Origin of the sequence: Crocosphaera sp. UHCC 0190, from assembly GCF_034932065.1 — a bacterium.
Lineage (GTDB): Bacteria > Cyanobacteriota > Cyanobacteriia > Cyanobacteriales > Microcystaceae > UHCC-0190.
This window is the reverse complement of sequence record NZ_JAYGHP010000015.1, coordinates 42,686-56,617: the sequence shown is the minus strand read 5'-3', so window position 1 is coordinate 56,617 and position 13,932 is coordinate 42,686. Positions and strand designations below refer to the sequence as shown.

Sequence of the window (13,932 nt, the reverse complement as noted above, 5' to 3'; positions counted from 1 at the left end):
TAACACCATGAAACAAGAGCCAGAACAAATCACTTATCCTAATTTACCCTTAGCTATCTATCGAGAATTAGCGGCTCATTTACGCCAAATTGAAGGGATTATCATTGACTTAATTCCTCAACAATCTCAACAGTTTGATTATACTCAAAGCCAGGTAGATCATCTACAACTTCACTATCCCCTTAATCTCTCATCTGATGCTAAACAACAGATAGATACAATTCTGAATTATTATGCTCAAAGATATGGAGATTATGAGCGTAAAATCCTTACAACTCTTTCCTAAATTTCTGTTCTAACTCCTCGCGCTTTTATTTGACCATCTATCATCACACCCTAAATATAATTATTATTTATACTTTCAAGAGATAGACAAAATGTCCATTGAGTGTAGTGATTTTGTTGATATGGTTAAATTATAGATTGTAGGTTGTAGGTTGGGTTGAGGCACGAAACCCAACAAAACGCCAATCCTGGTACACAAAATTAGCTGTGTCAGTGACCTTAACCCTAAAGAGTTAAGCTAGATAAACAAAGGTTGCCTACGCAACCAAGAATTTAGTCCGCGAAGGCGGACTTAGTTCTTGTAGAATTAGGCTTTAGCCTATTATTAATTATAACCACATTGCAGGTTTATTATATGCCTGAATCCCCAGAGAATCCTGAAAAGCAAACAGTAGAAACAGTTCAACAAACAACGGAAACGTTAGCTAAGTTTGTGCAATGGATAGCTGAATTAATTCGTAGACGTAACTGGTTTACTTTACTGTTATTGATTAATGTTGTCCTAATTTTATTTTGTACACCAGAGGGAATAGTTCCTAAGTTTTTAGACACTACATTTAGTATCACACTTCCAGAAGTTTATTCCTCCGTTTCGCTGGAAGTTGACTCATGTGAGTCAGCAAATCAACCATCCTGAATCTCAAGTACAAGCGGTTGTAGCCTTTGCTAAGGATCAACATTTCTCTCAAGCGATCGCCTCTGCCAACCAGATGACGAATTCCTCTCTCAAAGCCAATGCCTTAAGTGCCATTGCCGAAGCCATTGGCAATCTCAACCAACCCGATAAAGCCGCTGAGTTGCTCAAAGAAGCGATCGCCTCTGCCAACCAGATGACGAATTCCTCTCTCAAAGCCAATGCCTTAAGTGCCATTGCCGAAGCCATTGGCAATCTCAACCAACCCGATAAAGCCGCTGAGTTGCTCAAAGAAGTGATCGCCTCTGCCAACCAGATGACGGATTCCTCTGACAAAGCCGATCCCTTAATTGCCATTGCCGAAGCTGAGGCAAACCTAAAAAATTGGGGACAAGCACTAAAAGCGAGTCAAAAATGTCCGAGTAAAGATTGTGAGGTGGAGTTGTTGGCGAAGATTTTAACGGTTTATGCAGAACAACAGCATCCTGAGTTGAAGAAGGAGGAGAAGTCTGAGGAGTGAGGTAGGTATCAAGAAAATAATTATAATTAGAGAATCGCCCTTAATTCAAGAGAAAAAGGAATGACTGAACTTTCATTAGACAAAAATCTGCTCAAAGAAACCCTAAAAACAGCAATCCTAGAAATCATCCAAGAAAACCCCGATGAATTTCAGAAATTACTGACAGAAGTTATTGAAGATATCGCTATGACACAGGCCATAGAAGAAGGAGAAAAAACTGAATTAGTTGATAGAGATAGTATTTTCAACCTGCTAAATCGAGAATCATGAAAACTGAATTTAGGAAAAGTTTTGAAAAAGACTTAGCCAAGTTACGGAATATCAGCTTAGTACATAAAATCAGACAAATCATTGAAGATGTTGAGAATACAGATAGACTCGAACTATTGACAAATATCAAAAAACTCAAACACAAGGGAAATTATTATCGGATTCGAGTAGAAGATTACCGCATTGGTATTTCTTTTCAAGATAATACTGTTACTTTTGTAAGAGTTTTGCATAGAAGAGAAATGTATAGACACTTCCCCTAGTTAAATCTAAAATTCCGGAGGCATGGAATGAACACTGTAGTTAATGTCATAGAACCACGCTTATTAAACGTTCAAATTACCGAAGATGAAATTATTGGTGATGGACAAGGGATACATTGGCCTGATATAGATGAGGATATTAGTGTCTCAGGAATGTTAACAGGTTCGCCAGCACGTCGTCCCCATAAGAAAACAACTGTAGCTGCTTAAATTCTATTCAATGACTAGGGGTCAACGGCCGTTGACCCCTACTTAAACTAGACTCCTTGGTTGATATAAGGCTAAATAAAGGTAAAGTAATTATAAATCATGCCCCAAACCATTTAAGGGTATAGAAAAATACTGTTTTCAGGTCTAATGGCACTATGACAATTCGTACTATTGCGACAACGCCTTTTGACGATCAAAAACCAGGAACCTCTGGACTCCGTAAAGCTGTCCCTGTCTTCCAAAAGCCTCATTATTTAGAGAATTTTATTCAGTCTATCTTTGATAGTTTAGACGGTGTTGAGGGGTCAACCCTTGTAGTGGGAGGTGATGGCCGTTATTATAACCGCCCAGCCATTCAAATTATCCTCAAAATGGCAGCGGCCAACAATATTGGACGCATTTTAGTGGGATGTGCGGGCATTTTTTCGACCCCGGCTGCCTCTACTGTTATTCGCAAATATAACGCTTTGGGGGGCATTATTCTCTCCGCAAGTCATAACCCTGGTGGCCCTGATGGAGATTTTGGGGTTAAGTACAATGTGAGCAATGGTGGCCCTGCCCCAGAAAAGGTCACAGATGCCATTTATGACCGCACTAAAGCTATTACAGAATACAAAATACTCGAAGCGGCAGACATTAATCTTGATCGCCCTGGTTCCTTTAAATTAGGGACTATGGATGTGGAAGTTTTGGACTCTGTAGTTCCCTATGTGGAGTTAATGCAGACGTTATTTGATTTTGACAAAATTAAGGCTCTCCTGAGTTCTGGCAAGTTTAGAATGTGTATGGACTCTCTCCATGCTGTCACAGGCCCTTATGCTCATGCGTTGTTTGAGAAACATTTAGGGGCCCCCACAGGAACAGTACAAAACGGCACACCCTTAGAAGACTTTGGGGGAGGACATCCTGATCCTAACCTGGTTTATGCCCATGATCTTGTGGAAATCATGTTCGGAGATGATGCCCCAGATTTTGGGGCCGCTTCTGATGGAGACGGCGATCGCAATATGATCTTAGGGCGCAATTTCTTTGTTACCCCTAGCGATAGTCTGGCAGTCTTAACCGCTAATGCTACCCTAGTCCCTGGTTATAAGGATGGTTTAGTAGGGGTGGCCCGTTCTATGCCTACCAGTGCCGCAGCAGATCGCGTTGCTGAAAAATTAGGCATTGACTGTTATGAAACCCCGACGGGTTGGAAGTTCTTTGGCAATTTATTAGATGCGGGGAAAACCACCCTTTGTGGGGAGGAAAGTTTCGGGACAGGATCAAATCATATTCGAGAAAAAGATGGTCTGTGGGCAGTGCTTTTCTGGCTCAATATTTTAGCGGTTAAGGGTGAGTCGGTTGAAAAAATTGTGCGAGATCATTGGCAAGAATATGGACGCAATTTTTATTCTCGCCATGATTATGAAGAAGTGGAGTCCGGCCCCGCTAATGAATTAATGAAGCTTCTCAGATCTATGGTTCAAGATATGACAGGAAAGTCTTACGGTGGCTATAAAGTAGCTTATGCTGATGACTTTTCTTATATTGATCCGGTTGATGGCAGTATCAGTCAAAAACAAGGCATTCGGATCGGGTTTACCGATGGTTCTCGGATTATTTTCCGTTTATCAGGAACGGGAACTAAAGGGGCAACTTTACGGGTTTATGTCGAAAGCTATGAACCTGATGCCAGCAAGCATAATGTGGATACCCAAGTAGCTTTATCTCCATTAATTCAATTAGCGGAAGAAATTGCCCAAATTAAGAAGTTTACGGGACGGGATCAACCCACAGTAATCACTTAATTAATTATACAAAAGATTGTAGGGGCGGGTTTTTTAGAGTAGTTATGATACTCAAAAATAGGTCAGATCAACCCGCCCTAGTTGTGTAATGAATCCTATTGAGAGTTTATGTTAATTTAGGAATGCCTTGTTTAACCAAGTTTTGTAGTAATTCTGTTCGCTTGGTTTGCTCAAAGACTTGTTTTAATTTTTGAGATAATTTTTCTAAATCTATTTTTTTATTCCCCGATGTATTAATGTCTTGTTCTTGGAAATATTCAACTAAACTTAAGCCAGCTAGACGGGTTAAATAAGCTGCACTAATGCCTTGGGTTACGCCCCCTGCTACATAAGTGACTGCATTGCTTTTTAATAACCCACTAATGGCATGGGTAGACAATTCAACTACTCCTAATTGTACCATTGCCTTAGCAATTTTGGCGGAAACAGTTTGTCCTTGAGCTAGGGAGAATTTTAGGTTATAAATATCACTTAAATCAAGAACCATTTGCGTATTAATTGCTGCCGTTGCTAATAAATCTAAAGCTGCAACAGGGTTCGCAAAGGCAGTTCCCGCAGCTATCCACTGATATTGTTCTATTATAGGAAGGGCGTGATCGCTTCTAATTTGATTGAGTATTTCTTTAGCTTGTTGTTTAATTTCTACTGCTTCACGCCAAATATTTCCCCAGATTAATTGTTGTCTTTCCTGTTCTAAAATAAGTTTAATTCGTGTAACTAATGGCTCAATTTTGGGCGGTTGATTTTCTATCCATTCTTGCTGTGATCCATCTGTTTGATATTGCCTAACTTTTAATTCAGTTTGAATGCCATTAATAGAAATAACATCTTCTGCTGGAATAATTGATTTTACCCGTTGCTGTAATTGTTGTAGAATTAATACTCTTTCTTCAGGAATATATTGATCTTGTTTATTGAAAACAATTAAACAGCGTTGATGATTTTGCTGTAATTGTTGAATTATTTGCCATTCAGATTCTGTTAAATCTCCTGTGGTTAAAAATAAAATTAAATCTGAAATAACTGGTTTATTTTTGTCATCTATTAGTAAGTATTCACTGTCTATAAAGTCAAGATTACTATCTATATTTTGAGCTATTAATAAGGATTTTAATGTTGTTTTTCCTGTTTTTGTTCCTCCAACTAAACCAAGAGAAACAACTGATTGATTAAATCTGGTTGGTAATTGGCTTGATTTTTGTTGTAGACTAGAGATGTTAAGATTGGGCCATTCTTTAACTATATAATCTAATAGGGTTTCTGTCTTGGCGATCGCCTGATTTGCATCTTCTAAGGTTAAGGGAGAAATTGGTTTAAGAATTGGCAATTCTTGTGTTTTTTGTTGCCACCACCAGACTCCACTTCCCAGGGCCATTAATCCCAAGAGTCCCCATTCTCCGAATGCTAAAATCTCTTGATGAAGACTTTCCCCAAGCCATAATAAAAAGGAAAGACCAACACCAGCAACCAAAATCGGTTTGTTTAGTTTAACCGCCATTTTTTTACCTATAATCACCCTTATTTTGATTGTACTCCTCCCATGGCCGATCTTCAATCAATCTCAAGGGAATATTTAAGACTGCCAAGCTTTCTTAATCTTATTCCAAACACTAGAAATTGATTCTTCGATCTCCTTCTTAAAATACCATTGTTGAAAAGCTTTTTCATAGGCTTGCCCTTCAGTTTGCAGGGTTTTCCAACTATCTAAAGCCAGGGGTAATCCTAATAATAACAAGAGGTATAGTGACCAAGATAAGGTACCAGCAGCCAAAAAATTGAGCAACAGTAAAAAAGCATTAATAATCAAATACTTGACAGTTTTTTGCTTTAATTGTTCCCGTCGATACTGCTCAAACTCCGTTCGTTTCTGTTGACGTTGTTTTTGGGATAACCAATCTTGTTCAGCAATTTGTAGAGATTCTGGATCAATCTCTAATTCTGCCGCAATTTCCCAAAGTTGGGTACGAGATAACTCCTCGGACTCAGTTTTGCGGGCGATCGCCAAGTGCAGAATTTCTTGAACCTCTTCCTTGCGATAAGATTCAGGGGGTTGTACGTCAGAAGCAGACATAATGATACTAAGATTGGCTAAGTCTTCCTTAATTTTATATGATCAACTCATCCGTGGGTTTATTCAGTATGTAAACCAAAAAAAAAGGGGCTATTTACTGCTGAAACAATAAATAACCTTTGCTGTTGTATGCACCCGCTTTTTGAATCCTGTATATATTATGTCTGCTTAATCCCTTAGCCTCAATGGGGAAGATCACCTCCAAGATGTGATTATTATCATCGCTAAGTTAAAGATAAGTTCCCGAAAACGAGCAGCACCATTGTAAAATAAGCAGCTAGGGATTAAATCGTCCCTAATTAAGCTAATCTTGTAAAGCATTCGGAGAGAGTTGTGGACTTAACGCGCATTCCGGCCCAACCGAAACCTGGTTTAATCAATGTATTAATTGAAATTCCTGCAGGGAGTAAGAATAAATACGAATTTGACAAAGATCTTAATGCTTTTGCCTTAGATCGGGTACTCTATGCCTCAGTACAATATCCCTATGACTATGGGTTTGTGCCTAATACCTTAGCGGATGATGGAGATCCCTTAGATGGAATGGTGTTGATGGATCAACCAACTTTTCCTGGTTGTGTGATTACGGCCCGTCCCATTGGGATGTTAGAAATGATTGATGGTGGCGATCGGGATGAAAAAGTTCTCTGTGTTCCCGATAAAGATCCTCGTTATTTTGGAGTCAAGTCTCTCAAAGATATTGCCCCTCACCGCTTAGACGAAATTGCCGAATTTTTCCGTACTTATAAAAACCTAGAAAAGAAGGTGACAGAAATTCTCGGTTGGAAAGATGTAGAGGCCGTACTTCCTTTAGTTGAACAATGCGTCAAAGCAGGAAGTAAGTAAATTTTTAACGGAGAGGGAAGATAGGGAAGACAAAAAGCTGTAGGGGGCCATTAGATAACAGCACTTACACAGTCGCCTTATCTGTAGGGGGAATTCATGAATTTCCCCTACTATTAATTTATTTACGATAGTTTAATTGCTCTTTTTTTCAGAAACCATTACCATCTCAATAGAAGTCTTTATTCATTTCTGACACCTATGTTAGTCAAGTCTACCACTCGTCATGTTCGTATCTATACTGCCGAAATTCAAAAAAGTGAATTAGTTCCTAGTGAGAATATGCTCACTCTAGATGTTGATCCTGATAATGAGTTTAATTGGAATGAAGATGCCCTACAAAAATTGTATCGTAAATTTGATGGGTTAGTTGAAGCTTGTAGTGGAGAAGAACTAACAGATTATAATTTGCGTCGTATTGGTTCAGATTTAGAACATTTTATTCGTTCACTACTACAAAAAGGCGAAATTAGTTACAATCTCAAAAGCCGTGTGCTTAACTATAGTATGGGACTTCCTAAACTGGAAAGCCCAGAAACCGAAGGCAAATATAATCTGTAAGTTAGATGACAGAATCTTCTGAGCCTAAATCTACAAATATTTGGGACTATAAACCTTGGTGGTGTCAACCTTGGTCAATTATTTTGACGGGTATACTGTTAGTCAGTGGCCTTTGGTTGATCACCAAATTTATTTGGTTAACCCTAGGTTTAGCCTTGCTTATTATGATTTGGTGGGTATATTTTTTGCTCATTTATCCCCGAATGTTTAAAGAGTATTTAGAACACCAAACCCAATAAATTCCCAAAAATCCGTAGGGGCGGGTTTTTGTTAAAGTCTATGATTCCCACAAATAAGTTAAATAAACCCGCCCTATCCTAGATCATTACTTTTATTCTCAGTCTTGGGTTTTTACAAAAATTTATGATTAAAAAAGGAGAGAAAAGACTAAAATAAAAGCAGTCATCAGTCTCATAATTTTCATTCAATTTTTGTCAAAGCTAAACTATGGCCCCTTTACCTGAATATCGCCCCAAAAAACTCTCATTAGGTTCTCTAGAAACAGAAATTTTAGAAATTATTTGGGAGTTAGGGACTGCCACAGTTAAACAAATTCATGATCGTATTTTAGCTGATCCCGAACGAGAACTAGCTTATGCATCTGTGACTACTGTATTAAACCGTCTCACCCAAAAAGGATGGTTAAAATGCTTCAAACAAAATCGGGCATTTTCTTGGCAACCCTTAGTCTCCCGTGAACAAGCAAAAACCCTCCAAGCTTATGAACAACTTCAACAATTTCTAGCCATCAGTAACCCTGATATGGTAGCCTCATTTGCAGAGAGTTTGGATACGGCAAGCTTAGAACAATTAGACGCGATCGCCACTCGTTTACAAGCCATTCGTCGTCAACGGGAGAAACCATAGCCATGCATTCACTAATGATTTTAATGGCCTTATTTTTAGCTTGGGGAATACGGTTAAGTTTCCCCTTATCTCTGTTTCCTTGGATGAACCGTTGGCAGCGATCTCTGGTTTATTTTCTCGCTCCACCATTATTATTATTAATGACAGCTATTGCCGTTATTTTAATGGGCTATCATGGAGAAATGTTAGGCTGGCCAGCCACTCGGTTTAGTTATTTATTATCAATTATTTTTTTCAGTTTTGCCTTTATTAAATGGATACAATTAACCTGTCAAGGTTGGTATTCTACGCAAAAAATCCAACATTATCCACAAAAAACAATTAAAGGGTATAAAGCAAGAATTCTGGATATAACCTTTCCCTACAGCGCACAAATTGGCTTTTGGCAGCCTGAATTAGTCGTAAGTCAAGGACTTTTAGATACCCTAGATAATGCTCATTTAAACGCTGTTATCGCCCATGAACAAGCTCATGCTAATTATCATGACACCTTTTGGTTTTTTTGGTTAGGCTGGTTAGGTCGGATAACTTTTTGGTTACCTCACACAGAAACCTTGTGGCAAGACTTATTATTATTAAGAGAAATGCGAGCAGATCATCAAGCAACCCAAGAAGTTGATCCCTTGATTTTAGCAGAATCTTTATTAATTGTTGCTCAAGAAATCAATAAAATATCAATTTTAAATCCCTTGGGAGTGGTTGAGGCTGCTTTTCATGATATCAACACAGCAAACCGACTCAATGAAAGAATTGAAGCATTATTTAATGAGTCGGATAACTTAGGATTTGATAATTTTGATGGGCGTTTTATGTTGTTAACCTTACTTCCCCTATTTTCTATTCCGTTTCATTGTTAAAAGAGGGAATAGGAAACAGGCCACAGAAAAAATGAATAATGTTAAATAAAGCCGCCCTAATCGCTGTTAGTAAATAGTTTTCTAATACTCTTGAACTTCAGTAATTTCTCTATTTTGAGAACGACTAATAGGGGGGTTTTCCGTGGGTAAAAAAGCCCTGGGATTAACCGCTACTCCACCTTGGGGGCGAATTTCAAAGTGTAAATGGGGGCCGGTACTGTTTCCTGTACTCCCCATCTCCGCAATTTGTTCTCCTTGCTTAACCTGTTGTCCTTGACTGACTAAGATACGAGAATTGTGACCATACAAACTTAAACTGCCATCAGGATGATGCAATGTCACCAAATTACCATAGCCTTCTGGACTCCATCCTGTGAAGACAACAACCCCCGTAGCGGCGGCAAAAATCGGGGTTCCCATGGGGCCCGCAATATCAACTCCTGTGTGCATTTTATTAAAGCGTTTACCAAAACCCGAAGTCACAACCCCTTGGACGGGCCAAATATACCCTGTCAAGCTTTGCGGTGTTTGGGGTAAATGATGCCCAGAGGTATTCGATAATCGCTTCTGTTGAGAATTAGTTTCACCAGAAGCAAAGACTATATTATGACAAAGGAAGGAGATTCCAAGACTTACACCACTGATAAATAATCGATTGGATAAAAATTTCATAAACTTGTAGGTATTTCAGCATTGATCCCTTCACAATTTTTAAGAAAGTTAAAGAGTTGTTAAACACTGTAGCGGAAAGATGACGTTTGGTAAAGTCAAGCTCACTTACGATCTTCTCCAGAATATGGTATATCTAGGGAAAATTAGGCAAAAAAAACCCTTCTTTTGAGAAGAAGGGCAAAATTATTGATAGATTTGAAAAGTTAATGACTCTCATTAGTTGGTGCTAACTTAACATTTTTAGCTAGTCCCAGGATTTGTAAAAAGCGAATCGTCATCCAGGTAATATCAATTTCCCACCAAGCTAAACCATGACGAGCAGAATATTGATAAGCATGATGATTATTGTGCCATCCTTCCCCAAAGGTAAGTAACGCTACCCACCAACAATTACGAGAATTATCATTAGATTCATGACTCTGATAGCCAAATTTATGAGTGGCACTATTGACAAACCAAGTAAAGTGAAAAACGAGAACCAAACGGACAAAAATTCCCCAGATTATAAAGGGCCATCCTCCTAAGAAATAGAGAAACAGTCCCAAAATAATTTGAATGGGAACCATATAGGTTTGACAAAACTTAAAAAAGGAATCTTCACAGATATCTTGAGTGTAGCGAGGGATATCCTTATCAGCCGGAATTTGATGTAACATCCATCCCACATGACTCCACCAAAATCCTAAGTTAGAATCATGGGGATCTGGTGCTGTATCTGAGTATTTATGATGCATACGATGTAACCCCACCCACTGAATTACTCCCCCTTGACAAGCTAAGGTTCCACAAAAAACTAACAAGTATTCTAACCATTTAGGGGCTTGAAAACTGCGATGAGAAATCAAACGATGAAACCCTAATGTGATACCTAAAGCTCCTGTTATCCAGTAGAGAAGAAAGGTGACACCAACCGCTTCCCAGCTAAAATTACCAGGTAAAAAGGCTAACAAAGCAACTAGGTGAATCGAAGCCATGTAGAGAATAACAGACCATTCAAGGGGAAGTTTTTGAGATGTGGCAACAGTCATGTAATAACCTGAATATGAAAGTAATTGAACAAAACTAATCAGCGAAGATCCTAAATATCTTAACCCCTCAGTTAACACCAGACTCGATTATTAATTTTGAGTTTTTTGGGCAATTAAAATGCTGAAAATTAACAATAATTTGGTATAACTGAATGGGAGCCAATCGAGTCATGGGCCAAGAGTAACGACTTAAGTTGTAAATCGGTAATTATGAACAAGATTTTGTTTAGGGTTGACAAATGAACAATTTAATGCTGATTAAGGAAGCCGAAACTGCCCTTCTCCCGATTTTTTCGGAAATTGACAATAAGGTCAAGCAAAATCTCAAAAAAATCTTAGAAGCATTCCGTGAACATCGTCTTGGGGTTCATCATTTCACCAGTGTGACTGGTTATGGTCATGATGACTTGGGGAGAGAAACCTTAGATAAGATTTTTGCCCAGATTATGGGAGCAGAAGCCGCAATTGTTAGGGTACAATTTGTCTCCGGAACTCATGCGATCGCCTGTGCCTTGTTTGGGGTACTTCGTCCAGGGGACGAAATGTTAGCCGTTGCGGGCCCTCCCTATGACACCCTAGAAGAAGTCATCGGTTTACGGGGAAATTGTCAGGGTTCCCTTGTGGATTTTAACATTAATTACCGAGTATTGGGGTTAACTGATCAAGGAACGATTGATTGGGAAGGGTTAAAAACTGCCATCAACGATCGCACTCGTTTAGCTCTAATTCAGCGTTCTTGTGGTTATTCCTGGCGGCAAAGTTTATCGATAACAGATATTGAAAAAATTATTAAAATTGTTAAGGAACAAAATCCGCAGACGGTTTGCTTTGTGGACAATTGTTATGGAGAATTCATTGAAACCCTAGAACCCACAGCAGTTGGGGCCGATTTAATGGCGGGTTCTCTGATTAAAAATCCAGGGGGAACTATCGTCACTGCGGGGGGATATTTGGCGGGTAAAAAAGTTTTCGTAGAGGCTGCTGCTTGTCGGTTAACAGCCCCAGGAATTGGCAGTGAGGGGGGGGCAACCTTTGATCAAAATCGTTTGTTATTTCAAGGGTTATTTTTAGCCCCGCAAATGGTGGGAGAAGCAATTAAGGGTAGTCATTTAATTGCCTATGTTTTTGATAAATTAGGCTATCCGGTCAATCCTTTACCTTTGGTTCCCCGTCGGGATATCATTCAGGGGATTAAGTTGGGTTCTCCTGAGAAGTTAATGGCCTTTTGTCGTGCCATTCAAAGGCAGTCTCCTGTCGGATCTTATCTAGACCCCGTTCCCGCTACTATGCCAGGGTATGAAAGTCAATTAGTGATGGCTGGAGGGACGTTTATTGATGGCAGTACCTCGGAATTTTCAGCAGATGGGCCATTGAGAGAACCTTATATTGTTTTTTGTCAGGGGGGAACCCATTGGACTCATATTTCTTTGGCTTTAGAAGCTGCGATCGAAGCAATTAATCAGACCATTCCTTAACTCTTTAACTTTCAAACTGACATTGTAACCATTGACGAAATTCACCAAGTAAGGAATTTTCTCCCATCTCACCCCGCTTTTTCAGAAACCTTACAATGTCCGACTTTGACAAAATGGGCAAGACTTGAGATATTTCCTGTTCCTTATAAACTCCATTTTTTGATCCATAAATGAACAATTCTTCCCCATCAAACCGCCACACTTCCCCTACCTCAAGGGCAGCATAAATCCTCAGACGGTTCTGATTTCTGCTTTGAGTAAAGTTTTAGTCATCAGTAATAAGAGATAGATTTGAGAAAAAAGGATGAATAAAAAACCTTATCCATCCTTATTGATTTACCTTAAATGATAGTTGTTTTATTCTTCTTCATCTACTTGAGAAATGGGAAAAGTCAAGGCCCCTAATTCCAATTTTTCTCTGACTTGTTGTTCAATAGTTTCGGCAACTTTGGGGTTATCTTCGAGATATTTAACCGCGTTATCTCGCCCTTGGGAAATGTTATCGCCATTGTAACTATACCAAGCCCCTTTACGGTTAACGACATCGGTTTGTTCTGCTAAATCTAACATACAACCCATTTGGGAAATTCCTTTGCCAAAAATGATGTCAAATTCTGCAATACGAAAAGGTGGCGCAACTTTATTTTTAGCGACTTTTACCTTCGCCCGAATTCCATATTCTCCTTCACTGCCTTTTTTGAGGGTTTGAATACGACGAATATCTAAACGTACTGAGGCGTAAAATTTTAGGGCATTTCCTCCTGTTGTTACTTCGGGACTACCATAAGTTACCCCAATTTTTTGCCGTAACTGGTTAAGGAAAATCACCACACAGCCAGATTTTCCAATATTTCCCGCAACTTTCCGCAAAGCTTTACTCATCAGTCGCGCTTGTAACCCAACTTGAGTATCCCCCATTTCTCCCTCAATTTCAGCACGGGGAACTAAGGCAGCTACGGAGTCAATCACCACCACATCAACGGCGGCCGATCGCACTAATTGATCAACAATTTCTAAGGCAGATTCTCCGGTATCAGGTTGGGCCACTAATAAGTTATTAATATCAACTCCTAAAGCAGCTGAATAGGTGGGATCTAAGGCGTGTTCCGCATCGACAAAGGCCGCCACACCTCCCGCTTTCTGCACTTCTGCGAGGGCATGAAGAGCTAAGGTTGTTTTACCGGAACTTTCTGGGCCATAAATCTCAATGACTCGTCCTTTTGGTAGTCCTCCCCCTAAGGCCAGATCTAGGGTTAATGCACCCGTGGAAATGGTTTCTACCTTCATTCGCGCCGCATCGCCAAGACGCATAATTGAGCCTTTGCCGAAATTTCGCTCAATTTGATTGAGAACTAAGCTTAGAGCCTTCTCTTTGTCGGGATTGTTTGTAATAGCAGCCATTAACGCCTCAATGTGTCTTTAGACAACCAAGTATAGTACAAAAGTATTTATACATTGTAGCTCTTTTTGGTGACAACTACTGCAAGTATGTCAAGTTTGTTATAATCTTGTTCATGAAACCTATGCAATACTGGAAAGTTTGCCGTTCAATTCCTGCTTCATCCTAGGGAGACGGCCCCCTTCTA

18 protein-coding genes are annotated in these 13,932 nt (G+C 39.4%); 13 read left to right on the top strand and 5 right to left on the bottom strand.

The genetic code is table 11. From position 1 onward, the window contains the following. Window positions 1-7: 7 nt before the first annotated feature. The 7 genes from VB715_RS18105 to VB715_RS18075 all read left to right on the top strand — a co-directional run bounded on the left by VB715_RS18105 (window position 8) and on the right by VB715_RS18075 (window position 3,972). Window positions 8-286, top strand: coding sequence for a hypothetical protein (locus tag VB715_RS18105; protein ID WP_323302625.1), 279 nt, complete (start codon window positions 8-10; stop codon window positions 284-286). Between the two features lie 354 nt (window positions 287-640). Then, window positions 641-922, top strand: coding sequence for a hypothetical protein (locus VB715_RS18100; RefSeq protein ID WP_323302624.1), 282 nt, complete (start codon window positions 641-643; stop codon window positions 920-922). After that, a complete protein-coding gene (locus VB715_RS18095) occupies window positions 897-1,439 on the top strand; it encodes a hypothetical protein (protein WP_323302623.1) in 543 nt (180 codons plus the stop codon). The genes VB715_RS18100 and VB715_RS18095 overlap by 26 nt, the downstream gene beginning before the upstream one ends. Before the next feature lie 60 nt (window positions 1,440-1,499). Then, window positions 1,500-1,709, top strand: a complete 210-nt coding sequence (locus VB715_RS18090) for a hypothetical protein (RefSeq protein WP_323302622.1) — start codon at window positions 1,500-1,502, stop codon at window positions 1,707-1,709. Beyond that, window positions 1,706-1,972, top strand: a complete 267-nt coding sequence (locus VB715_RS18085) for a type II toxin-antitoxin system RelE family toxin (RefSeq protein ID WP_323302621.1) — start codon at window positions 1,706-1,708, stop codon at window positions 1,970-1,972. Before VB715_RS18090 ends, VB715_RS18085 begins: the two co-directional genes overlap by 4 nt. A gap of 27 nt (window positions 1,973-1,999) precedes the next feature. Beyond that, window positions 2,000-2,182: a DUF2442 domain-containing protein gene (locus tag VB715_RS18080; protein ID WP_323302620.1), complete on the top strand. Its 183-nt coding sequence runs from the start codon at window positions 2,000-2,002 to the stop codon at window positions 2,180-2,182. 155 nt (window positions 2,183-2,337) lie between these two features. Then, complete coding sequence (locus VB715_RS18075; RefSeq protein WP_323302619.1) at window positions 2,338-3,972, top strand: alpha-D-glucose phosphate-specific phosphoglucomutase; 1,635 nt, start codon at window positions 2,338-2,340, stop codon at window positions 3,970-3,972. A 106-nt stretch (window positions 3,973-4,078) separates the two neighbouring features. Here VB715_RS18075 and VB715_RS18070 read toward each other — a convergent pair whose 3' ends face one another. Further along, entirely contained in the window at window positions 4,079-5,470 is a 1,392-nt protein-coding gene (locus VB715_RS18070) for a YcjF family protein (RefSeq protein ID WP_323302618.1), read from the bottom strand. Window positions 5,471-5,545: 75 nt separating this feature from the next. Next, window positions 5,546-6,043, bottom strand: a complete 498-nt coding sequence (locus VB715_RS18065; RefSeq protein ID WP_323302617.1) for a 2TM domain-containing protein — start codon at window positions 6,041-6,043, stop codon at window positions 5,546-5,548. A 333-nt stretch (window positions 6,044-6,376) separates the two neighbouring features. On the opposite strand from VB715_RS18065, the gene VB715_RS18060 reads away from it, so the two are divergent. From VB715_RS18060 to VB715_RS18040, 5 genes are all read left to right on the top strand, one after another. After that, window positions 6,377-6,889: an inorganic diphosphatase gene (locus VB715_RS18060; protein WP_323302616.1), complete on the top strand. Its 513-nt coding sequence runs from the start codon at window positions 6,377-6,379 to the stop codon at window positions 6,887-6,889. Window positions 6,890-7,087: 198 nt separating this feature from the next. Further along, on the top strand, window positions 7,088-7,447 hold the full coding sequence (locus tag VB715_RS18055; protein WP_323302615.1) for an NAD(P)H-quinone oxidoreductase subunit M: 360 nt from the start codon (window positions 7,088-7,090) through the stop codon (window positions 7,445-7,447). A gap of 5 nt (window positions 7,448-7,452) precedes the next feature. After that, on the top strand, window positions 7,453-7,686 hold the full coding sequence (locus VB715_RS18050; protein ID WP_323302614.1) for a DUF6737 family protein: 234 nt from the start codon (window positions 7,453-7,455) through the stop codon (window positions 7,684-7,686). Between the two features lie 208 nt (window positions 7,687-7,894). Further along, window positions 7,895-8,314 carry a BlaI/MecI/CopY family transcriptional regulator gene (locus VB715_RS18045; RefSeq protein WP_323302613.1) on the top strand — a complete coding sequence of 140 codons (420 nt, stop codon included), beginning with the start codon at window positions 7,895-7,897 and terminating at the stop codon, window positions 8,312-8,314. A 2-nt stretch (window positions 8,315-8,316) separates the two neighbouring features. After that, window positions 8,317-9,171, top strand: coding sequence for a M56 family metallopeptidase (locus VB715_RS18040; protein WP_323302612.1), 855 nt, complete (start codon window positions 8,317-8,319; stop codon window positions 9,169-9,171). An 81-nt stretch (window positions 9,172-9,252) separates the two neighbouring features. Here the strand turns inward: VB715_RS18040 and VB715_RS18035 are convergent, their stop codons facing one another. Both VB715_RS18035 and VB715_RS18030 read right to left on the bottom strand, forming a co-directional pair. Beyond that, a complete protein-coding gene (locus VB715_RS18035) occupies window positions 9,253-9,843 on the bottom strand; it encodes a M23 family metallopeptidase (protein WP_323302611.1) in 591 nt (196 codons plus the stop codon). A 203-nt stretch (window positions 9,844-10,046) separates the two neighbouring features. Then, complete coding sequence (locus tag VB715_RS18030; protein WP_323302610.1) at window positions 10,047-10,871, bottom strand: acyl-CoA desaturase; 825 nt, start codon at window positions 10,869-10,871, stop codon at window positions 10,047-10,049. Window positions 10,872-11,110: 239 nt separating this feature from the next. On the opposite strand from VB715_RS18030, the gene VB715_RS18025 reads away from it, so the two are divergent. Then, complete coding sequence (locus VB715_RS18025) at window positions 11,111-12,346, top strand: methionine gamma-lyase family protein (protein WP_323302609.1); 1,236 nt, start codon at window positions 11,111-11,113, stop codon at window positions 12,344-12,346. A 357-nt stretch (window positions 12,347-12,703) separates the two neighbouring features. On the opposite strand, the gene recA is transcribed toward VB715_RS18025, so the two are convergent. Further along, entirely contained in the window at window positions 12,704-13,747 is a 1,044-nt protein-coding gene (gene recA / locus VB715_RS18020) for a recombinase RecA (RefSeq protein WP_323302608.1), read from the bottom strand. Window positions 13,748-13,932 lie beyond the last annotated feature (185 nt).

Coding starts and splice junctions, on each gene's coding strand:
- VB715_RS18105 (WP_323302625.1), top strand. CDS start 8: ATGAAACAAGAGCCAGAACAAATCACTTATCCTAATTTACCCTTAGCT.
- VB715_RS18100 (WP_323302624.1), top strand. CDS start 641: ATGCCTGAATCCCCAGAGAATCCTGAAAAGCAAACAGTAGAAACAGTT.
- VB715_RS18090 (WP_323302622.1), top strand. CDS start 1,500: ATGACTGAACTTTCATTAGACAAAAATCTGCTCAAAGAAACCCTAAAA.
- VB715_RS18085 (WP_323302621.1), top strand. CDS start 1,706: ATGAAAACTGAATTTAGGAAAAGTTTTGAAAAAGACTTAGCCAAGTTA.
- VB715_RS18080 (WP_323302620.1), top strand. CDS start 2,000: ATGAACACTGTAGTTAATGTCATAGAACCACGCTTATTAAACGTTCAA.
- VB715_RS18075 (WP_323302619.1), top strand. CDS start 2,338: ATGACAATTCGTACTATTGCGACAACGCCTTTTGACGATCAAAAACCA.
- VB715_RS18070 (WP_323302618.1), bottom strand. CDS start 5,470: ATGGCGGTTAAACTAAACAAACCGATTTTGGTTGCTGGTGTTGGTCTT.
- VB715_RS18065 (WP_323302617.1), bottom strand. CDS start 6,043: ATGTCTGCTTCTGACGTACAACCCCCTGAATCTTATCGCAAGGAAGAG.
- VB715_RS18055 (WP_323302615.1), top strand. CDS start 7,088: ATGTTAGTCAAGTCTACCACTCGTCATGTTCGTATCTATACTGCCGAA.
- VB715_RS18050 (WP_323302614.1), top strand. CDS start 7,453: ATGACAGAATCTTCTGAGCCTAAATCTACAAATATTTGGGACTATAAA.
- VB715_RS18045 (WP_323302613.1), top strand. CDS start 7,895: ATGGCCCCTTTACCTGAATATCGCCCCAAAAAACTCTCATTAGGTTCT.
- VB715_RS18040 (WP_323302612.1), top strand. CDS start 8,317: ATGCATTCACTAATGATTTTAATGGCCTTATTTTTAGCTTGGGGAATA.
- VB715_RS18035 (WP_323302611.1), bottom strand. CDS start 9,843: ATGAAATTTTTATCCAATCGATTATTTATCAGTGGTGTAAGTCTTGGA.
- VB715_RS18030 (WP_323302610.1), bottom strand. CDS start 10,871: ATGACTGTTGCCACATCTCAAAAACTTCCCCTTGAATGGTCTGTTATT.
- VB715_RS18025 (WP_323302609.1), top strand. CDS start 11,111: ATGAACAATTTAATGCTGATTAAGGAAGCCGAAACTGCCCTTCTCCCG.
- recA (WP_323302608.1), bottom strand. CDS start 13,747: ATGGCTGCTATTACAAACAATCCCGACAAAGAGAAGGCTCTAAGCTTA.